The following is a 23,604-nucleotide window of genomic DNA, read 5'->3' as shown; positions in this document are numbered from 1 at the left end:
CTATAACCTTATCCAGTACTTACCGCATTGGTGCATACTGTCGTGCTATAACGGGCACTCCCGTAATAAGCTTGCTAATTGCTCACTTATTCTGCTCAAAGACCATCTTCCATCTTACCTTCATTACCTGTTTGCAGCATTCTCAGGCTCTCTGTGAAATGTCGGTGACATGTACTCTTCTTTTCAAAGCTTTCAAGTTATTGGTGAAATTATAACAAGGTAAAAATCAACTGTCAAATATTTTCAGAAAAATTTTACAGTTCGTCGAATTCTGTAGCATCGACATCTTTAAATGCAACTAGCCATGCGTTCATTTCATCTTCGTCATTTAAAACGTCAATATTTTCCAACGCCTTTTCATTTACAGAAGAAATTGTTCCAGTTAAAGGTGCAGGAAATTCTTGGACCGCTTTTTCTGCTTCTACTTCAACAAGTGGCATACCTTGTTTAAATACTTGGCCAGTCTTTGGTAATGAAGCAAAAGTTACTTTACCTAAATCAGATTGGGCAGCTTCTGTTAGACCAACGACATACTCATTTCCATTGTACAATACCCACAAATTATCTTTTGTTTTTAAACATTTTTGTTGCATCTTATTTCGCGATCCCTTCATATTCAGTTTCTTTAAAGCCAATTGATAAAAGTTTGTCATCACGCACTAAAATCGGGCGTTTAATTAACATTCCATCACTTGCTAATAATTCACTTGCCTCTTGTACTGATAGATTGGGTACTCGGTCTTTCAAGCCCATCTCCCGGTATTTCATACCGCTAGTGTTAAAGAAGCGGCGTACTGGCAAATCACTTTCTTCCATCCACTGCATTAACGTTGCGGCAGTTGGCGGATTTTGAACCATGTCAATGGTCTGAACAGCGATTGCTTGTGAATCTAGCCAAGCTTTTGCTTTTTTACATGTACTACATTTTGGATACCAATATAAAGTCAGCATAGCATTGCTCCTTTACTTTTATTTCCGCTTTCACTTTACCACGTTTAAGCGAAAGTAGCATCTTTTTCCTCTTTTTTTGATTCTGCTTGATAGCGCATCGATAAAATCAAACCAATACCAATCATGTTACTTAAAATAGCCGAGCCCCCTTGACTGATAAAGGGTAATGGAATCCCAGTTAAAGGTAACAGACCGATATTCGCCCCGATATTTTCAAAAACATGGAACAAAATCATCATAATAATACCAGTTGCAATATACGCATAAAATTCGTTATTTGTGTCAAAGCACACGCGAATCATATGATAAATCAAAATAAAATACAAGAGAATGACAAAAGCACTCCCTATAAAGCCAAAGTTTTCTCCAATAACTGTAAAAATCATATCAGATTCTCTAACCGGTACGTAAACATCACTAACGTTAAAACCTTTTCCTGTCATTCCTCCAGAACCAATAGCAAGCAAGCCATATGCTAACTGATAGGAATTGCCTTGCATATCGTGGAAAGGATTTAGCCAAGAATCAATGCGGGCAAATTGATAGGATTTAAAGCCGACGTGATACAAAAGGTCTCGTCCAACTTCTGTTGTCACTAAGAAAATTGTGCCTCCACCAATAATAGCAAAAATAGCAAGCAGTGGAATTAAAATGCGCCAAGATATTCCTGACATCAAAAAGACACCACCGATAATAGCGACAAACACTAGCATCGTCCCAAAATCTTTTTGCAACATTACCAAAGCTAGCACTGGTAGGGAAACTGCTAAAATCTTTAAAATCAAAAGGCCGTCAGTAGGCAAATTACGATTACGATACTTCACATTATGTGTAGTGACCACTAGGGCTAACATCAGAATTAACGCAATCTTCATCAATTCAGCGGGTTGGAAATTTACCGGTCCAAAAGTAAACCAGTTTTTTGAACCCGTTACACTTTCTAAGTTCTGATCGTAAAATTTCAATAATAAAGTCATAATTACAAGACCTAAACCATAAACATAAGGTGTCAATTTCCAGATCCATTTTGATTTCATATGCATAATTACCACAACTGCCACTGTGCCGACGCCATACCAAACAGCTTGTTTTGCTACACCGGCTAAAACATTGGGATTATTACGATCATGAGTTAAAGCAACATATAAGGCTGCTAACCCGATTAAACACAACAGAAAGACTGGTAAAATTACACCATAATCAATCCGGTTATCATTTCTTGCTCGTCTGTTTTCCATGATTCCTCTTCTTTCCAAACTGGCTTTGCAAACTTCTCAAAAATTCACACTACAACATAAATTCGTTGCATTTTATCAAAATACACAAAAATCTGCTTTTTTAATAGTTTGTAAAGCTCGTCACTGTTCACAAGTTGCCAACAGCGTTTTTTCTAAGTTAATAAATGCTATAAATTATAAAAAGGTAAAAAAGTACACTTCCTCATTATAGTTGTTAATGAAAAGAAATAAAAGAAGGGAAATAGACCCTAGGAAAAATTTAAAAATTTTAGTAATAATTAAAAATGACACAAAAATAATCAGGAATATGTAAGCAAAAAAATAAGACTCAAGCAGATGAAAATCAGCTTAAGTCGTAAGAAAACTATTTAAGTTTTTCCAATTCTTTGTAATTAATAATCATTACACCGTTACTTTGCGTCATTAATTGTTGATTATCACCCGTTTCGTCAATTTCAACGACAGCAGAATTTTTTAGCTGTTTGGTGACGGTACCGGTCTGCGGTTTTCCGTAAATTGTAAATTTCACATGGGTATCGACCTGAAATCCTTTACCTGCATCTGACGGAATGATTGTTGTTTCAAACTTACCAAAACTTGCCACTATAGAAAACCTCCCTTTAATTAATACCAGTATACCACATTTTGTGAAAATTTTCTAAGTTCTTGTTTCATAGAAGTGTTTTGCCTTTACAAATATTTTATTTTTGCTATAATTTCTAACGTACTGCCAGCTTAGCTCAGTAGGTAGAGCAACGCACTCGTAACGCGTAGGTCACAGGTTCGATCCCTGCAGCTGGCATTGTCAGAAGTCTTGATAAATCAAGGCTTCTTTTTTTGTATACTCAAAAATAGCACCTCTACGTACTGAAATACTAAAGTGAGTATTTCCTATCTGTCAAAAAAAGTTATTATGTTCGTCTGATTTTAACTTTCAACAGCCTATAACATACTTGCTTTTATTTGTTTCATTTTTTCCTAATTCAAGGAGCCCAAAATAAAAAGCAATGGCTGATTTTGTGACAATTATTTATTTTTCCGTTTCGTTACAAGTAGGTTATTTTTTCTTTGCGGCTAAATAGGCATAACTTATACACATATCAACAGACTTATCCACAATATATTGTGGTTTCAAATTTTAATAAACCCATATTTTGTATCAATAGCTAATTTTTCTTACAAAAAAACGCTGGTTGTAATACAACCAGCGCTTTTTACGAATTATTATTTTGTACCAAACAAACGGTCGCCTGCATCTCCTAATCCTGGAACAATGTAGCCGTGTTTATTTAAATGATCATCTAAGGCAGCCGTAAAGATATCAATATCTGGATGCGCTTCTTGCAGTGCACGTACACCTTCTGGAGCGGCAACTAAGCACACAAACTTAATATTTGAAGCGCCACGTTTTTTCAATGAATCAATCGCCATAATTGCAGAACCACCTGTTGCTAACATCGGGTCTACAACAAAAATTTGGCGGTTATCAATATCTTCTGGCATTTTGAAGAAGTATTCATGCGCTTGTAATGTTTCTTCGTCTCGATACAATCCAACGTGTCCAACTTTGGCTGCTGGAATTAATTCTAAAATACCATCTACCATACCCAAACCAGCACGTAAAATTGGCACAATGGCAACTTTTTTACCCGTTAATGTTTTTTGAGTAGATTGTGCAACTGGTGTTTCAATCTCGATATCTTCCAATGGCATGTCTCGTGATACTTCATAAGCCATTAACATTGCGATTTCGTTTACAACTTCTCGAAATACTTTTGTTCCTGTGTTTTTATCACGAATAATTGTTAATTTGTGTTGGATCAAGGGATGATCGATTACTTGAAATTTGCCCATTGTAAAAGCTCCTTTAGTTTTTCTTTTATTTTAAAGCAAATAGGCTGGTTTAACAACTAATCACTTTATTTTTTTCTGCCTTGCCAAATCAATTTTTCTCTGCCAAGAAACTTGGTCTAATTTTTGCCAGAAACTACGACGATAGTAAGATATTAGCCATAAGCCAATCACTACTACACCAATTAAGACGATACCATTGACCAACACTGCATCCATCATATTTAATAACGCAACATATCCGCCAATTAAAAGAGCACCTACAATCATACTCCCCCACATCATAAAGATTAATCCGACGCGACCACTTCCCCGCAAAAAAAGCTGACTAAAATTAGTCCAATCTATTAAAAGTAGCCGGTAATCTCGTATAAAGTAAAACTGAGACAACAAAATGGTTCCAAAAATCCCCCCGATAACAAAAGATAACAGAAATAGCAAAGAAGCTCGTAAAACAAGACCCGCTGCCAATGAGAGTAGCAACGTAATACCACCTTGAATGATCAGACCTACTTTAAATTTTGCTACTAGATATTCTTTACGACTCACAGGTAGCGTCTGCATATAGGAATAATTTTCACCATCCAAAGAAATCAAATTTCCAACAAATGATGTTTGGTTAATCGTCATCAAGGCTAAAACAAGGCCACCAAAAAAAGCAACACCAACATATTTTATAGACAAATCATGTAACGTTATATCACCATTCAAAGCAAAAGTTGCAATAAAGACAATAGGAAAAATCAATGATGAAGACAACACTTGTGTAATAAAAGAGGGATTCTTGACCAATTCAAAATTGTAACGTTGTAAAATTTGTTGCAAATTTTGATTTTTCTTTCGTTTGCGCCGCACGACTTGTTCTGTACTAGAAATAGCAGTCACTTGTTCATACAGTTGCGGCAAAATTTGCCACTTCACTAGAAAAGCTAAAATTATAAAAAAAACTAACAACCCAGCAATACTCATTAAACCACTACTTGAAAGTGGTGCGTGAGTAATATGAAACAGGGGTAACATTGGTAAGATGATACTGCGATCAGTGACATAACTATCTGCAGTATCCTGATTCATAAACAAGATACCGATAACGACTACGGCCATCGTCACCCATAAAAGCATCGTGGTCATTAATTTTTTATGCTTTTGAAAGACTTTTGTCCGTGCAAGGCCAAAAACAATTAAGCTACAAATGGCAAATAAAATTAAGAGCACAACAATGAATAATGCGATACTAATAAATATTGCCATGACAACATTTATTCCACTTTTCAAACTTGTTAAAAAAAATAGAACCAACAATGGAATAATAAACGGAACTACCGAAAGAGCCACGACAATATTCTTGGCAATAAAGATCTGGCCTTGTTTAAATGGTAAGGGTAAATAACTCCCCAAATCTTTACTTTCAAAGAAAATGTTAAAGATAATACTGACTCCTTGGGACAAACCCAATAAACAAAATAATGTGGCAAAATACGTAAATGTCCCTGGCATTTTTGCAAAGTTCGTCAGAAAAAGCATTGAGCCATAAACTGCTAAAAAGACCAGACCAGATAAGAAGTACTGACTAATAATCGCGCGCGATAAATTTTTGCGTCCTTTTTTTCGCAAACGATCAGTAGCTTGAGGGTTAGCATAACGCAAACTAACAGCAATTAAAGCTTTTAATTGCTTACTCATCCCCATCACCTGCCAACTCTTTGACAATCTCTTCACTATTTTTTCTACCCGCCATTTTTAAATAAATGGCTTCTAAGGATTCTTGGGGATTTTCTGCTAATAAATCTGTCACCGAACCATTATAAATTAACTCACCTTGTTTCAAAATGGCTAACTCGTCACACAATTGTTGTGCTGTATCTAAAACATGGGTAGAAAAAATGACTGTCTTGCCTTTTGCTGCATGCTGTTTCATCAATTCTTTTAAATCAAAAGAGGCTTGAGGATCTAACCCTTGCATAGGCTCATCTAAAATCCAAATATCAGGATCTGGCAATAAAGCCCCTATAATAATTGTTTTTTGCCGCATACCATGAGAGAAGCTGGCTAATGTTTCATCAACGTGATTTTCCATACTGAATAATTCCACTAGCTCTTTTAAGCGTGTTTTTTTATTTTCTATCTCATAAGCAGCTGCAATTAAATCCCAATACTCCCCTGCTGATAATTGTAAAAAAATGTCTGGCGTATCTGGCACATAACCAATTTTCTTTTTTATCTCCATTCGATTTTCAGAAAGTTCTTTACCATCGAATAAAATTTGTCCTCTGGTTGGTTCAATAATGCTGACTAAACTTTTAATTGTGGTAGATTTTCCGGCACCATTATGACCCAAAAAGCCGAAAATTTCTCCTTCTTTAATAGTAAGCGATAAATTTTGCAATGCTGTCTTTTGACCATAATCTTTTCCTAACTCTTTTAACTCAATCATTGACTCTCACTCCTTGTATGTAGACCTATTAAAAATGATATTTTTTAATTTAATTAAATTGATATCCGTTTATTATCTAGTATCATACTACATTCTTATTGGGGATAAAAATGCACTCTCGCATTTTTTATTGAATTCGTTTCCAAATATTTATCTAAACGCTAAAAATTGCTTCTTTAATCAAAAAAGGGCAATCACCAAAGATTGCCCAATCAACTAATTATTCCTTTTTCTAGTTCTTTATAGCTTGATAAATTGGAAAACGATCGGTTAATCGTTTTACGCTTGCTTTAATTTTTGCCAACTCCGCTGCATTATCACGATTTTTTAGTGCGTTCACAACTAACTGTGCGACTTGAGTGCATTCCTCTTCTTTGAAGCCACGACTTGTTAGTGCCGGAGTTCCAATACGAATACCACTTGTTTCCATTGGACTTAAGGATTCAAAGGGAATTGAATTTTTGTTCAAAGTAATGTTTACCTTATCTAAAACATTTTCTGCAATCTTCCCCGTAATATCTAGACCACGAACATCTACCAATAAGAGGTGATTATCTGTGGCACCAGAAACAAGACGGGTTTCTGGTGTTTGATTAAAGACTTTTGCCATAGCTTGGGCATTGTCAATAACTTGTTGGCTGTATTCTTTAAAACTTGGATCTAATGCTTCTTTAAAAGCAACTGCTTTTGCTGCAATTACATGTTCCAATGGGCCTCCTTGAATACCAGGGAAAACCGCACTATTAATTTTTTTAGCTAAATCCGGATCGTTAGTTAAAATCATACCACCACGCGGTCCTCGTAAAGTTTTATGAGTAGTCGTAGTCGTAATATCTGCAAAAGGAATTGGTGAAGGATGTAACCCTGCTGCAACCAAGCCAGCAATATGGGCCATATCAACCATTAATTTAGCCCCAACTTCGTCTGCAATTTCTTTAAATTTCGCAAAATCAATCGTACGGGAATAAGCACTTGCTCCGGCCACAATTAATTTTGGTTGATGTTTACGCGCTAAAATACGCACGACATTATAATCAATCACTTCTGTTGCCGGATCAACTCCGTAACTAACGAAATGATAGGTTTTACCGCTAAAATTGACTTTTGAGCCATGGGTTAAATGTCCTCCAGCAGAAAGATCCATACCTAAAATCGTGTCTCCTGGTTGAACCAAAGCTAAATAGGCTGCAGTGTTAGCTTGTGATCCAGAATGAGGTTGAACGTTAACAAATTTGGCGTTAAATATTTCCTTGGCACGATCAATTGCCAAGTTTTCAGTAATATCGACAAATTCACAACCTCCATAGTAGCGACGTCCAGGGTAACCTTCTGCGTATTTATTCGTCAATACACTTCCTTGAGCTGCCAAAACACCCGGGGAAACGATATTTTCTGAGGCAATTAATTCCAAATTATTTTGCTGACGATTGAACTCATTATCCACAGCTTCCCATAATTCTGGGTCAAATTCACGATAGTCCATTTTAGCCACTCCTTTAAATTAACACTCTTTTTTCGTAAAACACTTAAGTTAAGCAAAAAGCCACTTAATATTGAAATTGTATCATAAAAATAAGGAGCAAAAGAAATCTTTCGCCCCTTATTTTTAGAGTTTAATTTTCTGGTGTAAAGTAGTGCTGGCTAGCTGATTTTTTCAAGCGATTCATATACGCAGCACCAATACCTTCTTCTGGGTATATCTCTGCCAAGATAACGTCTAAATTTAAAGCTTTATTATCCAACGCACGTAAACCGGCGAAAAGTCCTTTTGCAGCTGATTCTGCCGTATCTTTACTATACATAAAGACGCACGCCGTATCATACCGCATTTTTTCTGAAATTGTAGGCCCTGCCAAAACACCAGCTCGTAAATGGTTTTCCTTTACCCAGACCTTCGCTTTTTCCCAGTCATTATTTTTTACCAATAAGACTTTTGTATCCGGAGCATAGTGCTTATATTTCATTCCGGGCGCTTTTGGGGCTTCATTTTCACGGATTAAATGTCCATCTAAAGCGACGGTTACCCCTAATAACTTACTTAGGTCTTCTTGCGTAATTGCCCCTGGACGTAAAATCACCGGTGCTTTATTTGAATCACTTAAATCAAGGACAGTTGACTCTAAACCAATTGAGGCAGCACCATCATCCACAATACCTGCAATTTTTCCTTTTAAGTCATGATACACATGTTCACTAGTAGTTGGACTGGGTTTACCAGATGTATTGGCACTAGGGCCAACTAAAGGAACACCGGCTAATTTAATTAATTCTCGTGTTTTTTTATTCGCTGGCATTCGAAACGCCGCTGTGGATAAACCGCCTGTTACAACAGACGGTAGACTATTTTTTTTAATCGTAAAAATCAAAGTTAATGGTCCTGGCCAATAATTTTCTACAATTTTTTTCGTTAACGGATGAAAGTTATCCACATAGTCTTGCACCATCGTAAAATCTGCGACTGTTACTATTAGTGGATTATCACTAGGACGTCCTTTAACTGCAAAAACCTGCTTGACAGCTTCAGGCAAAAGTGCATTAGCTCCCAGTCCATAGACTGTTTCAGTTGGAAAAGCAACTAACTCACCTTTTTTTAATTTTTCTGCCGCTTCATGTAATTGATCCGTTTGGTATACCTTAGTTTCCAAATTTTATCCACATCCTTTTTTTACAGAACAGGCGACTTTTCAACAATTTCAGTAAAGTTATCCACTTTTTGTGGATAAACGATTTGTCAAGTGTGCAAAAGTCTGTTCATAACTTTCTATTTCGTGAAACAGTTCTGCCAGCTATGTTTTTTAATCGTGAAACATTTTTAAAAAATTTTTTTCCACAAGTTTGCGTAATATTTAATACACATAGACCATTCGCTCATTACCACTTAAATCTTTTTTGACAATGACGGTTTTAGTTGGAAACGCCGCTTGAAAAATTTTTGCTACTGCTGCACCTTGCTTAAATCCAATTTCCAAAAAAATTTGTCCATCAGGAGCTAGAACTTTTTGTGCTTGCTGTGCCAATTTACGGTAAATCGCTAAACCATTGTCTGCGGCAAATAAAGCTGTTTTAGGTTCAAATTCCCGAACACTTTCATCCATTAGCTCCCATTCACTGGGGCTAATGTATGGAGGATTACTAATAATAATATCATATTCTTCTTGAGCCCAAGATAATGTGTCGCCTAATTCAAAAGATATATCTGCATTTAGGGCGATTGCATTTTCTTTTGCTACTGCTAAAGTTTCTGGCACAATATCAACGACGGTAACTTGCCAGTTCATTCTAGCTAACTTTAAGGAAATACCAATGGCGCCTGTTCCTGTCCCAACATCTACTACTTTTTTAGTTGCTGTTAAGTCTTTGTTTTCCCGCAAGCACCAGTCAACTAATTCTTCTGTTTCTGGTCTTGGAATTAAAGTTGCTTCATTTACTTTAAATTTATGCGTATAAAAATACGCATAACCTAACAAATATTGCGGTGGCTGATTTTGCAATAAGGCAGCCAAGTCTAATTCAATTTGTTTTTCATCAGCCAACGGAATAACTTGATTCATATTCAAGAGCCATTGTGTCTTATCCCAATTTTTTCGCGCTAAAAAAACAAATTCAATACTATAGGCTTCTTTACCTGCTGCTTTTAAAAAAGAAGAAGCTCTTAACAGAGCTTCTCGATACGTCTTAGCCATTTTGCATCTCTTCTAATTTCGATGTTTGATCATACATGATTAAGGCATCGATAATTTCATCTAATTTACCAGCTAAAATTTGATCTAGTTTTTGAATTGTTAGGCCAATACGATGGTCCGTTACGCGGTTTTGAGGAAAATTATACGTCCGGATTCGTTCCGAACGATCCCCTGTCCCTACAGCAGACTTACGCGTTGCATCATATTCACTTTGCGCTTCGTGAGAAATTTGATCATACACCCTAGCCCGTAAAACTTTCATTGCTTTTTCACGGTTTTTCAATTGTGAACGCTCATCTTGCATGGCAACTACAATCCCAGTTGGAATGTGCGTCAAACGCACGGCTGAGGCTGTCTTATTAACGTGCTGACCACCGGCTCCTGATGCGTGATAAATATCAGTTCGAATATCTTTGTCGGCAATATCAATTTCAACTTCTTCTGCTTCTGGCATCACGACAACTGTTGCAGTTGATGTATGAATTCGCCCTTGAGATTCAGTTGAAGGTACACGTTGAACCCGATGCGCGCCACTTTCATATTTTAATTTGGAATAGACATTGTCGCCTGTAATCATCATGATTACTTCTTTATAGCCGCCAATACCGGTAATATTGGCATCCATTACTTCGACCTTCCAACCTTGTGCTTCGGCATATTTTTGATACATATTAAATAAATCACCAGCAAAAAGTGCTGCTTCATCACCACCCGCGGCACCACGAATTTCCATGATAATATTTTTGTCATCATTGGGATCTTTTGGTAATAATAATATTTTAATTCGTTCTTCTAAAACTTCTTTTTCCTTTTTCAAATCATTTAATTCTTCTTTGGCCATTTCTGCCATTTCATCATCCAAGTTTTCATTTAAGAGCTCTTCAGCATCTTTAATTCCGTCAATAACTTGTTTGTAACGGCGATAAACTTCTACTGTTTCCCTTGTATTTGCTTCTTCTTTGGAAAGCTCCATAAAACGCTGAGTATCAGTGATTACATCTGGATCACTTAACAGCTCTCCTAATTCTTCGTAACGATCTTCAATCGCCTGCAGCTGATCATACATAATTATTTTGCTCCTTCATTTTCAGATTATGTTTCACGACAGAACCCGTCAAAACGTAAAATTTAATTGCTTATATTTCTGGATGGAAATAATGGTGTCGGCACACAGGATAATACGCTTCGTTGCCCCCAATTTGGACTTGGTTTCCTTCATAGACAGGTTTTCCATCAATATAATGAAGGTTCATAATCGCTTTTTTATGACAAAACCAACAGATTGTTTTCATTTCTTCAATTTTGTCAGCATATAAAAGTAAATATTTAGATCCTTCAAATAACTCATTGCGAAAATCATTTTTTAAGCCAAAGGCCATTACTGGAATATTCAATTCATCTACAATTCTAGTAAAGTCCAAAACATGCTGTTTTTGCAAAAATTGTGCTTCGTCGATTAGCACACAGTAGGGTTTTAATTCTAAATTTACAATCGTTTCAAAAACGTTAGTTTCAGCAAAAATCGGCAATGCTTCTCTTTCCAATCCGATTCGACTTGAGACTCGCCCTACTCCAGAACGCGTATCTAAACCACTTGTCATAATCACAACAGGTTTATCTTGCTCTTCATAATTGTGGGCAACTTTCAAAATTTCAATTGTTTTCCCACTGTTCATTGCGCCATATTTAAAAAATAATTGTGCCATTTCACAAATTCCTCCGCTTCACTCTTTGATATTATAGCGGAAAAGATTCGCTTTTTACAGTAGGAATTTCTTGGGCTCTTCTTAAAGGACAATTCCATAAAAACAAACAAAAAACCATCGTCAAAATTGACAATGGTTTTCAAGGGAGTAAGAAAATGAAAAGAAAAGTTTGTTGGGTTTGGGTTGTTTTGTTGGTATGTCTATATAATAGCCAGAAAATGTGAATAATTTATGACAAGAATTTGCGAAATTCATATCTTTTTTTTAGCGAAGTTCTTTAAATTCAGTCACCTTATTTCTAAATTTTGGATTGCTTAAGAGAAAACTGGGCTAGTCACTCCTATTTTTTTGCTTCTCTGCTATACTTAAGACAAAGTTAACTATTTATACAAAGGAGTTTTTTATGAGTATTTTACGTGTGCTGCGCCAAAAGTCTCGCCGAGCACGTTTTTTTGTGGCTAATAATGTGTCCTCTATTCAAATTATCGTGAGCTATTATTTAGTGATGACTTTTATTTCGCTATTACTTTTTTATTTGCCGTTTTTCCGCCAACCTAACGTTCACGTTCCGTTTTTAGATATGGTTTTTATGGCAATAAGTACGGTGAGCGTGACGGGACTGACGACTTTTAATATTAATCACGTTTTTAACGAACACGGGGTGGTTTTATTAGAAGTTTTATTCCAAGTTGGTGGATTAGGGATTATGATGATTTCGACTTTCTTCTTTATTATATCGCGCCGTAAAATTTCGCTAAAACAGCGACAACTAATTATGACAGATATGAACCAGCCCCGACTTAGTGGCATTGTGCGTCTAATTCGCATAACCTTTACGATGATTTTAATTTTTCAAGTTAGTTTTGGTTTATTTTTTGCTTTGTATTTTTTATGGCAAGGCTATTACCAAAATTTAGGAGATGCATTTTTTTATGGTTTTTATCAAGCTATTTCTGCTGTGACTAATTCTGGCTTTGACGTAACTGGGGATTCTATCATGCCTTTTGCAGGTGACTACCTTTTCTTAGTTGCAATTATGTTTTTGATTTTTATCGGTGGTATTGGTTTTCCTGTTTTAATGGACTTTTATGAATGGTTTTTATATCGCCGCAAAAAAATCAACCGTCGGCTGCCGTTTCGTTTTTCTCTTTTTACCAAAATAGCTGTCTTAGCTTTTGTTATTTTGTTTGTAGGAGGAACTTTCATTATTTACTTATTGGAAAGAGAGCACTTATTTGCTGGTATTGATCCGTTAGGACGCTGGATAAATAGTATGTTTTACTCTATGACGACCCGTAATGCCGGTCTACAAATTCATGACTTGGGCGAATTTCAAGTAACAACCTTAATCATTTTTTCACTCCTGATGTTTATTGGTTGTAGCCCTAGTTCTGTGGGTGGTGGCGTACGAACGACAACCATTGCTATTATCGGTTTGTATATGACTTCATTTCTAAAAAGCGAAGATAATATCAATATTTTTGGCCGTCGTATAAGTGATGCAGATGTCCGTAAGTCAGTCGTTGTGTTCATGTTGTCGCTGGCCATGTGCTTTTTTAGTGTTTTATTGTTAAGTGCAACTGAAAAACAATCACTGATTGCAATTATTGTCGAAGTTACCTCGGCATTTGGAACAACGGGATTGTCACTTGGAATTACTTCTGAGCTATCAATAGTAGGTAAGATTGTAATTGCCTTGTTGATGTTTATCGGGCGGATTGGTATGTTGTATACACTTCTTCTTTTCATCCCCAAAGAAACACGCGATCAAGGTTATGAATATCCTACCGAACAAATCATTATTGGTTAGAAAAAGCTGCAGGTGTCTCCTGCAGCTTTTTTATTAGCTTCTACTAAAATTTAAGAAAAAGCAAAGGTATTACCGTAAATTATTCAGACTATGGTATGATAAGTTGGATTTGTGAAACGATTTAACGACAGTTTAAATAAAAGGAGCAACAGAATCTATGAGCTTACGTAGTCATTTGGCGATATTTGCCGGCAAGAGTGCCCAATGGGTTTTAAAAACTTTTTTTAAAGGTGGTTCCAGCTACCCAGGACAATTGGCTTTAAAAATTAATCCCAATATTTTAGACCACTATTCTGATCTTTATGAAGTGGTCGTGGTAACGGGTACAAATGGTAAAACCCTTACAACTGCTTTAACTGTTAATATTTTAAAACAGCAATTTGACGAAGTGTTAACTAATCCAACTGGTGCGAATATGGTACAAGGGATTGTATCCACCTTTTTATCTGCCAAGCCTAAAAAAAATCAAAAAAACTTTGCGGTTTTAGAAATTGATGAAGCCAGTCTTAGCAAAGTAACAGAATATATCAAACCAGAATTATTTGTTTTTACGAATATCTTTCGTGATCAAATGGATCGCTATGGTGAAATTTATACAACTTATCGCTTGATTGTCGAAGGTGCTGAAAAATCACCTCAAGCAACAATTTTGTGCAATGGGGATTCACCAATCTTTAATTCTGTTAAAACTGTTAATCCGCGTAAATATTATGGCTTTGATCATTTACCTGATACCGAACAAATGGCCCATTACAATACAGATGGTGTTTTGTGCCCTAATTGTCATCATATTCTACATTATAAAATGATCACTTATGCCAACCTTGGTAAATATTATTGTCCTAACTGCGGTTTCCATCGTCCTGAATTAGACTACAAATTAACCAAAATGGTCGCTATGGACAACACATCAGCTGATTTTATAATTGATGAGCATAAATATGGTATTGAAGTTGGCGGCATGTATAACGTATACAACGCTCTAGCTGCGACAGCAGTAGCAGAATACTACAACGTTCCTGCAGAAAAAATCAAAGCTGGTTTAGGTTATGATGAAAAAGTTTTTGGTCGTCAAGAAGTAATTGATATTGATGGTAAAAAATGTACATTAGTCTTAGTAAAAAATCCCGTTGGCCTCAACCAAGTAATTGATATGATTGGTCTTTCTCCTTATTCATTTTCACTTGTTGCCTTATTAAACGCTAACTATGCTGATGGCATTGACGTCAGCTGGATTTGGGATGGCAATCACGAAGCCTTTGCCAAAATGAATATCCCTGCCGTTATTGCCGGCGGAGAACGCCACAAAGACATGGCATTACGTTTAAAAGTAGCCGGTATTGAAGAAGATAAATTGACCGAAACCAAAGATTTAGATGAAGTAATTGAAGATATTAAAGCATTACCAACAGAAAATGTTTATATTTTAGCAACATATACTGCTGTGTTACAATTGCGAAAAAAATTAGCAGAAAAAGGTTACATTAAAGGAGGAATGGATCGTGGCTGATTACGAATTAACATTAGCCCATCTATACGGCAACCTGCTGAATACTTACGGAGATAACGGCAACTTATTGGTATTACAATATTTAGCAAAAAAAATGGGTATTCAATTAGATACAGAGATTGTCAGCATTCACGAAAAATTTGACCCTACCAAATACGATTTAGTTTTTTTTGGCGGTGGTCAAGACTTCGAACAATTAATTGTTTCAGAAGATATCCAAAATAAAAAAGCTGATTTAACCGACTACATCGAAAACGACGGTATCATGTTGGCGATTTGTGGTGGCTACCAACTACTAGGCCATTATTACATGGGCGCTAATGGAGAAAAGATTAAAGGTATTGGTGCATTAGATCACTATACATTAAGCCAAGAGAATAATCGTTTTATTGGAGATATTGTCATTCACAATGAAGAATTCAATGAAACCTACTACGGCTTTGAAAATCATAATGGCCGTACTTTCTTAGGTCAAGGGGAGAAACCCTTAGGTAAAATTGTCGAAGGTAAAGGCAATAATGGCGAAGATCAAACAGAAGGTGTTATTTACCGGAATGTTTACGGTTCTTATTTCCATGGTCCTATCTTAGCCCGTAATGAAAAATTAGCCTATCGCCTCTTAAAAACTGCTTTAGAAAAAAAATACGGTTCCGTTGTTATTCCCACACTAACTGAAATTGCTTAAAGCAAAATAAAAAACACCCAGACAAGCAAGATGTTTCCTACTAAATTTAGTGGACTACGAATCATCTTTTATTATCTGGGTATTTTTTTAGCACAAGCGCATATCTACTTTTTGTAATAACTTCCCACTAGTGACAATTTCTGTTGCTATTTCTTGAAATTGACCTGCTTTTATTTCATATAGACTAAAACCTGCATGCTGAACAAAGCGTACCAGTCCCCCACCTTCATCCTGACCTAAAAAAGAGAGACCATCTACCGTATAATAAGGAATTTCACCTATTGTAGCCTGATAGTGACAATGGGTATGTCCATTTAAAACGGCCAAAATATTATGGCGCTTCAAGACTTGCCACAATTGATCAGATTGAGGCAAGTTCGCTGTCGCATATTGTCCTTGAATTAAGTGGTGATGCGTCATAAACAAAACTGGTTTGTCTTGATGCGTTGCAAGCATTTCTTCCAACCAATTCAACTGATTCTTATCAATAAAACCATCGGCATTACCATAAATAGAAGAATCAAAAGAAAACAGATAAAAGTCAGCCATTTCACAAATAAAATTATAATAATTAGAAGTAGGCACATTTTTCAGCCAACCTTGATAAAAGTTTTCCTTAATATCATGGTTACCTAATGTAACCATGACTGGTGTAGTGGGAAATTGTCGGATAAAGTACTCTCGTAAAAAACGATAATCACAAACTTCACCATCTTCAGTAAGATCTCCTGTAATCAAAACAAGATCAATCGCTGTCATTGATTTAGCCTTTTCAATTGCCAAGTCCAAGTATATCAGTGGATTTTCCATTTTGGTTAACATTTCTTGATAAGCATTTGTTGCTGGTAAATACTGACTGCGATAATGTAAGTCAGATAATTGTAAAATCTTCATCAGCGTAACTTCCTACGAATCCAGCCAGTAAATAAGTCTAAAATAAAGACAGTTACTACGACTCCTAATAAAATAATGCTAACACGATTCCAACTTCGAGTTTGAATTGCAAATATTAAAGGCGCACCTATTCCACCAGCGCCTACTAGTCCCAATGTCGCAGCACTTCGCACCGCAATTTCAAAATGGTTTAAAGCTAATGAACTGTAGATTGGCAATAAATGAGGAATACGAACAGAAAATACTATTTGCCAAAAATTAGCACCAATTGCTGCTGCGTCTTCGATTAATGCTTCATCCATTCCTTCGGCTTCTTCGGTAAATAACTTTCCTAACATACCAATTTGATGGACGCCTATGGCCATCACACCTGCAAAGGGTCCTGGACCAACAACTTTAACAAAAATAATTGCATAAACGAGTTCAGGAAACGCGCGTAAAACATTACAAATGAATTTGCCAATTTTTGCTATCCAAGGATGATTTTGCCATAAATTGCTAGAACTAAATAACGTTAAGGGTAATGCTAAAATGGTAGCAATAAAGGTACCTAAAAAAGCGATACCTATGGTCAGTACTAACAGACTAAGCAAATCTTCTCCACTACCGTCGTATAGATAGTGCCAATCTGGGTGCGCCAATCCTTGCACAACTTCTCTTCCCATTGCCAAAGAAAATGTGCTCAAGCTACTGTAGTCAATTCCAAAAGCTGAATAAATTATCAACGCTAAAAGAACCAATAGAAAAAAATACGTTTTTTTACTCACTTGGCTAATTATCATTTCAATCGCCTCCTTACCGCTTCACTTAAGCTATCCACAATGGCAACTACAATAAAAATTGTCAAAATAATAATGGATACACGATCGTAACGCATGAGCGCTAATGATGAATTCAAAATAACGCCTAATCCCCCAGCTCCTACATATCCTAAAACCGTCGAAGCACGTACGTTTACTTCAAAGGCGTAAAATGTATAGCTAATAATTTGATTAATGACTTGGGGCATAACCGACCAAATAGCAACTTGCATTTTAGTGGCGCCTACTGCTTCATTGGCTTCAATCGGACCAAAATCAATGGTTTCAATTGCTTGAAAAATCAACTGTGAAACCATCCCAAAAGTGAAAACAGCAATCGTCAATACACCTGTTGCTTCTCCAATACCAAAAACAGCCACGAATAAAGCGGCTAATAATAAATTAGGAATCGTACGAATTACCCCCAAAAAGAAGCGAATCGCATAAGATAAAAAACGTTTTTTTGTAATAACATGCGTTGCTAAAAAACTAATTGGAACAGCAAATAAAACACCTAAAAACGTTCCTAAAATAGACATCTGCAATGTTTTTAGCAATGGGGTTACAAGACTTGGTAGATAACTAAAATCGGGTTTTAAAAAGCGCGCTAAGAAAAGAGCCATTTGATCTGAATTTTGAAATACCGCCTGAAAATTTGCATGGGTTAAAAGGATGCTTCCTTGTAAGCACAACAGTAGCACAACTACGATAAACAAGTGTTTGTACCAATTAAAGTGGACAGTGTCTTTAATCTGCATTTGCCGCCACTTCCTTTTCATATGCTTTCCCATAAATTTCACTAAGCTGTGCCGCTGTTAAACTTTTAGCATCACCGTCAAAAACCACTTCACCACTTTTTAGCGCAATAATTCTACTCGCATATTTTTTTGCTAAAGGTACCGAATGAATATTCACAATGATCGTCTTATTTAACGTTTGGTTGATTTCTTTTAAATCTGTCATCACTTTTTCTGCTGTAACTGGATCAAGAGAGGCAACGGGCTCATCAGCCAAAATAATATCAGCTTGTTGCACGAGTGCGCGCGCAATTAAAACACGTTGTTGTTGTCCTCCACTTAATTCATCGCTACGGGTATGCAGTTTATCAGATAATCCGACTTGATCTAAGGCTAATGCCGTTTTTTCATAATCTGCTTGTGTAAACAAACCAAAAATACTTTTCCAAGTTGAATAGTAACCAAGGCGGCCTGATAACACGTTTTTTTGAACGGTACTACGTTTAACCAAATTAAAACTTTGAGATATTAGACCGATGTTACGCCGAATTTCTCGTAATTTTTTCTTATTAGCTGTGGTGATAGATTCACCGTTAATAACAATCTCACCACCAGTTGTTGTTACTAGGCGATTAATGGAACGCAAAAGTGTACTTTTACCGGCACCACTTAATCCAATAATCGCTACAAAATCACCATCTTCAATTGTTAAATTAATGTTTTGTAATCCTTTGACGCCGTTGGGGTAAACTTTGGCAACATTTTTAAATTCAATCATGACTTTAACTCCTAAATTTAGATATCAAAATTCTTACAAAAGGTTAAAAAGCTCAATTTTCCCTTTAATGGCTATAAAAAAAGAAAATCAGCTACTTTTTTTGGAAAATCAACACCGCATTTTGCGTCTTATTTTAGCGAAAATTTCCAAACTTGTTCTGCAATACTCTTAACAAAATTATGAATTTCCCTTGTAAAAGTACTAGTCTATTACCTATTATAAAAAGCCAGCTCATCAGAACCGGCATTTTGTTTATTCAGAAGCTTTTTTCGTATATTGACGAATTGTGTCATAAGCACTATCAGCGGCTTCTTGATAGCCTTTGTGTCCCCATAAAGCCATCGCTTCTTGACCAGCTTCATCTTTTGACATATTCAAGAATACATCTTTAATTTCCTTTTTTAATTTTCCATCCATTTTCGGTTGCACTGCAATTGCGTCGTTAGGAATATCACCCTTGGTTAAATATAAAACTCGTAAATCTTTCATAATATCTTGATTACTAAATTTTGCCGCAAATACATTGCGAGCACCTTCAAAAACAAAAGCTGCATCCATTTGCCCATTCAAAACTGCTGTCATTTCACTTGGAATATCATTCACAGTCGTAACCGTCGCATCTTTAGTTGGATCAATGCCAGCGTCTTTTAGTTCGGCTACAGGATAAATATAACCACTTGCAGAGTTAGGACTTAGTGTAGCGATCTTCTTACCTTTTAAGTCGGTTAAATCTTTTAAATTGCTATCTGCTTTAACTAAGATCTCACCTTTAAATGTATTCGTTAATTTATCTGTTGGTAAACCTGTTTTTCTATCATAAGCTCCTAATTGAGAAGTTAACACTGCTTCTGCTGCATCCATGTCTTTTGCTTGTACATAAGCAGCTGGTGGCATAATCCCTACATCAACTTGTCCAGAAGACATTGCCTCAACAATCGTTGAATAATCGGTTGCTAGCGTTACACGTACATCTTTATCAAGTTTTTTTGATAAATACTCAGCAAAAGGTTTTGTTTTGGCCTCCATTGAGCCATCGTTATTTGTTGGAACAAATTGTACCACCAATTTTTCTTTTGTATCTCCTTGCGCCTTTTGTTCATTACCACACCCCGCAAGGCTGACTAAGACACCTAATGTTAAAAGACTGGTTGCCAACATTTTGAAACGCATTTTTTCTCCCCCTATTGGAAATATGATTTATATTGCTTCCACATAATAGCAAGAATTATTTGAAACAAAAATGACCTGTGTCACTTTCACGGTAATTTTTTTGTAAATTTTAGGTAAAATCCGAACATTACCTTAACATCTATGCAAAAAGGGATGCTTTTTTATCTATTTGTCGTTATAATCAAAAATAACAATACTTCCCTGCGAGAAAGGAAGCTTTTATGAAACAATTATTTGATAACGACCAGTTAAAAGAAGCCATTGCAATCAATAATTTACAAGATTACTTAGATACCGATTTACTTTCCATTGCGACTTTATGTACTTTCGAAAAAGATGAAGATCTCATACAAGCTGGCACACCTTCTAAATACTTGTACTTTCTCGTTGAAGGTACAGCCATGGTTTATTCTTATACCTACGATACGCAAAACATCTGTATTAATTATTGTTATGAAGCAACTATTATCGGCGAAGCTTCTTCTTTATGGGCGACAACACCTAGTAGTAGCGTTAAAGCTATGACTCCTTGCACGTGTGTTTGCGTGAATTTAAAACAATATCGGACTATTTTACAAAATGATTTGCGCTTTTTGAAACATACCTGTCAACTGCTTAGCTACCGCTTAAACTCAGGAATTAACTTAGCCAGCTCCTTGAGTGAACCAGTCGAAACGCGATTAGCCCGTTTTATTTTGGAACATGCAAAAGATGAACTTTTTTCTTTTCAGCTGAACAATTGTGCGGCTATTTTAAATGTTAGCTACCGTCACCTATTACGTACGATGACTAATTTTAAAGAGCAAGAAATTTTACAAAAAGTTCGCGGCGGCTACTTGATTTTAAACCGAAAAGAATTACGCGCTCTAACTATCTAAAAATTTTAATACGACACTGTTCTTTTTTTGTCGCATTATCTCTTTTTCAAGAGACGAATTTTTTGTTTTCCTACAAAATGAGGTATAGGCTTTTTTTGAGGTGAGAAAAATGAAAATTTTGATTTTAGGCGCCAACGGAAAAATTGCCCAACTCGTCCGGGAAATGTTGGCAACAAAACACGTGAGTCTTCGCTTATTTTTGCGTAACGCTAGCCGAATCGAAAATATTGGAGATAACGAAGAAGTTATTGAAGGAGATGCAACTAATTTTGCTGCGATTACGCGTGCATTAACTGATGTCGATATAGTATATGCTAATTTAGCTGGTCAAAATATTGAAGCCCAAGCAAAAAATATCGTCCGAGCAATGACAACTGCAAATAAAAAACGTATCATCTGGATTTCAACTCTAGGTATTTACGATGAAGTCCCTGGAGACTTTGGTAAATGGAATCATGAAATGTTAGATGGCGGTTATCTTGAAACTTATGCTGCAGCTGCAAACGTCATTGAAACTTCTCCTTTAAACTACACGATTATTCGTCCTGCTTGGCTGACAAATCAAGATGAAGTTAATTTTGAATTAACCCAAAAAGGAGAACTTTTTAATGGGACGGAGGTTTCCCGTAAGAGTGTTGCTACTTTGGTTACAGAAATTATAAATAATCCTACACGTTATACTAACCAATCAATTGGCATTAATAAACCTGGGACAGATGGACCTATGCCAGCTTGGTATTAATCTAATTTCAATAAATAAAAAACGATAAATAAAAAAGCAGAGCTCCCCTCGTTCTGCTTTTTTGCGTATAATAAAAACAAGAGAGCATTGTGTGAATTATAAATATATTTATTCACCTTAAAACTCTTTTTATGTCTGTTTACGTAAAGGAAGGTAGTCAATGACATACACACTTGCTGATGATATTAACCTTTTAGGTACTTTTTGCAGTCAACGCGATCTTACAGCATTAACACAAAACAGCTTGCAGGAAAAATACAACTTTCCAAAAGCGGATGCTTTCGTTTTGTTCGGTGGGTCTATTTTAGGTGGTGTTGCGACAATGATTACGGCGATGGAAAATAAAATTGCGAAAAATTATCTAATCGTCGGTGGACAAGGCCATACCACTGAATCATTAAGACATCAAATTAAGCTCAATTATCACCAAATAAAAACAAAAAACGTTAGTGAAGCAGAAATGTTCAATGCACTGTTACAATTAAAAACGGGACAAACAGCAGATTATGTAGAAGTACAATCAACAAATTGTGGCAATAACATTACGAATATGCTAAAAATACTGACGGATAATCATTTGCCGCATGGGTCCGTAATTTTATGCCAAGATGCTACGATGCAACGACGTATGGGGGCTACACTACAAAAATTTGCGCCTGAAATTACGATTGTTAATTACGCGAGTTATGAAATAAAAGTTATCCTGAAAGAAAATCAGCTTCAATTTGACCGTGAACTAATGGGAATGTGGGATCTAGATACATATATCACTTTATTACTAGGGGAAATAAGTCGCTTACAAAATACCCCCACCGGCTATGGACCGGCTGGAAAAAATTTCATTGCACCAGTTTTTATTCCTAAAGATGTCCTAGCTGCCTACTCTCGCCTTATTAAAGCATTCCCCAATAAAATTCGCTCTGCTAATCCCTTATATGCCAAGGAATTGAAGACGTAATTTTTTAGAAACAAAACAGAATTAACTGCTAGTAAGACAAAATTTTTTTATACTAAGGAGGCTATTATGAAAGGGGTTCTTTTTGATTTTAACGGCACTTTAATTGATGATACAAAAAAACATGAAGATGCTTGGCAAACATTTATTACCAACGTGACAGGAAATCCTATTTCTCAATCAGATTTTGCAAAATATTTTCACGGCAAAAACGCCCAGCACACATTAGAATATGTTTTTAAACGTCCCTTAACATTCCAAGAAGTAGCAGACTATGCCGAAAAAAAAGAAGCATTGTACCGCAATCTTTGCCTAGCGGATCCAAATTATGCCCTCTTAAAGGGTGTACCAGAGTTTTTGACATTATTACAAGAAAAAGAAATTCCTTTTACCATCGCTACAGCTTCTGGAAAGACTAATTTAGATTTTTATTTTGAAACGCTAAATCTAAAACGCTGGTTTACTATGGAGAAGGTAGTTTATGATGATGGTAACATGATTAGCAAACCTGACCCTGACCCTTATTTAAAAGGAGCGCAACGCTTAAATTTACCTGCTACAGAATGTGTGGTTTTTGAAGATGCTCCAGCCGGACTATTAAGCGCTTACCATGCAACTGCTGCAAAAATTGTTGCGGTGGCTACTTCGGAAAAAATAGAAACTTTAACCAAGTTTCCTGGCGTTACCCTTGCAATAAAAGATTTTACTGATCCTGCTTTAACAAACTTAATCAACCAATTCACTTAAAAGAGCAGTGGACTAGGTATAACCCTATGTCCGCT

Annotated in this window: 24 protein-coding genes, 1 tRNA gene and 1 other annotated feature (1 of these 26 cut by a window edge); of the genes, 8 read left to right on the top strand and 17 right to left on the bottom strand. The window is 36.1% G+C overall.

What is annotated here, in order from left to right; genetic code table 11:
• Positions 1-196: a binding site (T-box leader), on the bottom strand (it extends 61 nt beyond the left edge of the window).
• Between the two features lie 58 nt (positions 197-254).
• The 4 genes from EsVE80_RS02345 to EsVE80_RS02330 all read right to left on the bottom strand — a co-directional run bounded on the left by EsVE80_RS02345 (position 255) and on the right by EsVE80_RS02330 (position 2,793).
• A complete protein-coding gene (locus EsVE80_RS02345) occupies positions 255-593 on the bottom strand; it encodes a glycine cleavage system protein H (RefSeq protein ID WP_173104107.1) in 339 nt (112 codons plus the stop codon).
• Between the two features lies 1 nt (position 594).
• A complete protein-coding gene (locus tag EsVE80_RS02340) occupies positions 595-951 on the bottom strand; it encodes an arsenate reductase family protein (protein ID WP_173102294.1) in 357 nt (118 codons plus the stop codon).
• Positions 952-995: 44 nt separating this feature from the next.
• Positions 996-2,189: an FtsW/RodA/SpoVE family cell cycle protein gene (locus EsVE80_RS02335; RefSeq protein ID WP_173102293.1), complete on the bottom strand. Its 1,194-nt coding sequence runs from the start codon at positions 2,187-2,189 to the stop codon at positions 996-998.
• Between the two features lie 364 nt (positions 2,190-2,553).
• A complete protein-coding gene (locus EsVE80_RS02330) occupies positions 2,554-2,793 on the bottom strand; it encodes a hypothetical protein (protein ID WP_173102292.1) in 240 nt (79 codons plus the stop codon).
• Between the two features lie 125 nt (positions 2,794-2,918).
• Here EsVE80_RS02330 and EsVE80_RS02325 point away from each other — a divergent pair.
• Positions 2,919-2,991 (top strand) — tRNA-Thr (locus tag EsVE80_RS02325).
• 422 nt (positions 2,992-3,413) lie between these two features.
• Here EsVE80_RS02325 and upp read toward each other — a convergent pair.
• The 8 genes from upp to EsVE80_RS02285 form a co-directional block, all read right to left on the bottom strand.
• A complete protein-coding gene (gene upp, locus EsVE80_RS02320; protein WP_173102291.1) occupies positions 3,414-4,043 on the bottom strand; it encodes a uracil phosphoribosyltransferase in 630 nt (209 codons plus the stop codon).
• A gap of 60 nt (positions 4,044-4,103) precedes the next feature.
• Positions 4,104-5,723 carry an ABC transporter gene (locus tag EsVE80_RS02315; RefSeq protein WP_173102290.1) on the bottom strand — a complete coding sequence of 540 codons (1,620 nt, stop codon included), beginning with the start codon at positions 5,721-5,723 and terminating at the stop codon, positions 4,104-4,106.
• On the bottom strand, positions 5,716-6,474 hold the full coding sequence (locus tag EsVE80_RS02310) for an ABC transporter ATP-binding protein (protein WP_173102289.1): 759 nt from the start codon (positions 6,472-6,474) through the stop codon (positions 5,716-5,718). The genes EsVE80_RS02315 and EsVE80_RS02310 overlap by 8 nt, the downstream gene beginning before the upstream one ends.
• 232 nt (positions 6,475-6,706) lie before the next feature.
• Positions 6,707-7,957 (bottom strand): serine hydroxymethyltransferase, encoded by a 1,251-nt coding sequence (gene glyA / locus EsVE80_RS02305; RefSeq protein ID WP_173102288.1) that lies wholly within the window; start codon positions 7,955-7,957, stop codon positions 6,707-6,709.
• Positions 7,958-8,087: 130 nt separating this feature from the next.
• Complete coding sequence (locus tag EsVE80_RS02300) at positions 8,088-9,119, bottom strand: L-threonylcarbamoyladenylate synthase (protein WP_173102287.1); 1,032 nt, start codon at positions 9,117-9,119, stop codon at positions 8,088-8,090.
• 201 nt (positions 9,120-9,320) lie between these two features.
• The gene (gene prmC, locus EsVE80_RS02295) at positions 9,321-10,157 is read right to left on the bottom strand and encodes a peptide chain release factor N(5)-glutamine methyltransferase (RefSeq protein ID WP_173102286.1); all 837 of its coding nucleotides are present in this window, start codon (positions 10,155-10,157) and stop codon (positions 9,321-9,323) included.
• On the bottom strand, positions 10,150-11,223 hold the full coding sequence (gene prfA, locus EsVE80_RS02290; protein WP_173102285.1) for a peptide chain release factor 1: 1,074 nt from the start codon (positions 11,221-11,223) through the stop codon (positions 10,150-10,152). Before prfA ends, prmC begins: the two co-directional genes overlap by 8 nt.
• A 70-nt stretch (positions 11,224-11,293) precedes the next feature.
• Positions 11,294-11,863 (bottom strand): thymidine kinase, encoded by a 570-nt coding sequence (locus tag EsVE80_RS02285; RefSeq protein ID WP_173102284.1) that lies wholly within the window; start codon positions 11,861-11,863, stop codon positions 11,294-11,296.
• A 403-nt stretch (positions 11,864-12,266) separates the two neighbouring features.
• Between EsVE80_RS02285 and EsVE80_RS02280 the strand changes: the two genes are divergently transcribed.
• From EsVE80_RS02280 to EsVE80_RS02270, 3 genes are all read left to right on the top strand, one after another.
• On the top strand, positions 12,267-13,673 hold the full coding sequence (locus tag EsVE80_RS02280) for a TrkH family potassium uptake protein (RefSeq protein WP_173102283.1): 1,407 nt from the start codon (positions 12,267-12,269) through the stop codon (positions 13,671-13,673).
• Positions 13,674-13,830: 157 nt separating this feature from the next.
• Positions 13,831-15,183 (top strand): Mur ligase family protein, encoded by a 1,353-nt coding sequence (locus EsVE80_RS02275; protein ID WP_173102282.1) that lies wholly within the window; start codon positions 13,831-13,833, stop codon positions 15,181-15,183.
• A complete protein-coding gene (locus EsVE80_RS02270; protein WP_173102281.1) occupies positions 15,176-15,868 on the top strand; it encodes a type 1 glutamine amidotransferase in 693 nt (230 codons plus the stop codon). Before EsVE80_RS02275 ends, EsVE80_RS02270 begins: the two co-directional genes overlap by 8 nt.
• An 87-nt stretch (positions 15,869-15,955) precedes the next feature.
• Here the strand turns inward: EsVE80_RS02270 and EsVE80_RS02265 are convergent, their stop codons facing one another.
• The 5 genes from EsVE80_RS02265 to EsVE80_RS02245 all read right to left on the bottom strand — a co-directional run bounded on the left by EsVE80_RS02265 (position 15,956) and on the right by EsVE80_RS02245 (position 20,247).
• Positions 15,956-16,762: a metallophosphoesterase family protein gene (locus tag EsVE80_RS02265; RefSeq protein ID WP_173102280.1), complete on the bottom strand. Its 807-nt coding sequence runs from the start codon at positions 16,760-16,762 to the stop codon at positions 15,956-15,958.
• Positions 16,762-17,544 (bottom strand): phosphonate ABC transporter, permease protein PhnE, encoded by a 783-nt coding sequence (gene phnE, locus EsVE80_RS02260; RefSeq protein ID WP_173102279.1) that lies wholly within the window; start codon positions 17,542-17,544, stop codon positions 16,762-16,764. Before phnE (EsVE80_RS02260) ends, EsVE80_RS02265 begins: the two co-directional genes overlap by 1 nt.
• Positions 17,541-18,320: a phosphonate ABC transporter, permease protein PhnE gene (gene phnE, locus EsVE80_RS02255; RefSeq protein WP_173102278.1), complete on the bottom strand. Its 780-nt coding sequence runs from the start codon at positions 18,318-18,320 to the stop codon at positions 17,541-17,543. Before phnE (EsVE80_RS02255) ends, phnE (EsVE80_RS02260) begins: the two co-directional genes overlap by 4 nt.
• Positions 18,310-19,077 (bottom strand): phosphonate ABC transporter ATP-binding protein, encoded by a 768-nt coding sequence (gene phnC, locus EsVE80_RS02250; RefSeq protein WP_173102277.1) that lies wholly within the window; start codon positions 19,075-19,077, stop codon positions 18,310-18,312. Before phnC ends, phnE (EsVE80_RS02255) begins: the two co-directional genes overlap by 11 nt.
• 252 nt (positions 19,078-19,329) lie before the next feature.
• Positions 19,330-20,247, bottom strand: a complete 918-nt coding sequence (locus EsVE80_RS02245) for a phosphate/phosphite/phosphonate ABC transporter substrate-binding protein (protein ID WP_173102276.1) — start codon at positions 20,245-20,247, stop codon at positions 19,330-19,332.
• 221 nt (positions 20,248-20,468) lie between these two features.
• Between EsVE80_RS02245 and EsVE80_RS02240 the strand changes: the two genes are divergently transcribed.
• The 4 genes from EsVE80_RS02240 (at position 20,469) to EsVE80_RS02225 (ending at position 23,569) form a co-directional block, all read left to right on the top strand.
• Entirely contained in the window at positions 20,469-21,125 is a 657-nt protein-coding gene (locus EsVE80_RS02240; protein ID WP_173102275.1) for a cyclic nucleotide-binding domain-containing protein, read from the top strand.
• 109 nt (positions 21,126-21,234) lie between these two features.
• Complete coding sequence (locus EsVE80_RS02235) at positions 21,235-21,867, top strand: NAD(P)H-binding protein (RefSeq protein ID WP_173102274.1); 633 nt, start codon at positions 21,235-21,237, stop codon at positions 21,865-21,867.
• A 160-nt stretch (positions 21,868-22,027) separates the two neighbouring features.
• Complete coding sequence (locus tag EsVE80_RS02230) at positions 22,028-22,825, top strand: ElyC/SanA/YdcF family protein (protein WP_173102273.1); 798 nt, start codon at positions 22,028-22,030, stop codon at positions 22,823-22,825.
• Between the two features lie 66 nt (positions 22,826-22,891).
• The gene (locus EsVE80_RS02225; protein ID WP_173102272.1) at positions 22,892-23,569 is read left to right on the top strand and encodes an HAD family hydrolase; all 678 of its coding nucleotides are present in this window, start codon (positions 22,892-22,894) and stop codon (positions 23,567-23,569) included.
• Positions 23,570-23,604 lie beyond the last annotated feature (35 nt).

The organism is Enterococcus saigonensis, from assembly GCF_011397115.1.
Classification (GTDB): Bacteria; Bacillota; Bacilli; order Lactobacillales; family Enterococcaceae; genus Enterococcus_C; species Enterococcus_C saigonensis.
Note: the sequence above shows the minus strand (reverse complement) of the source record. Positions and strands in the feature narration are given on the sequence as shown.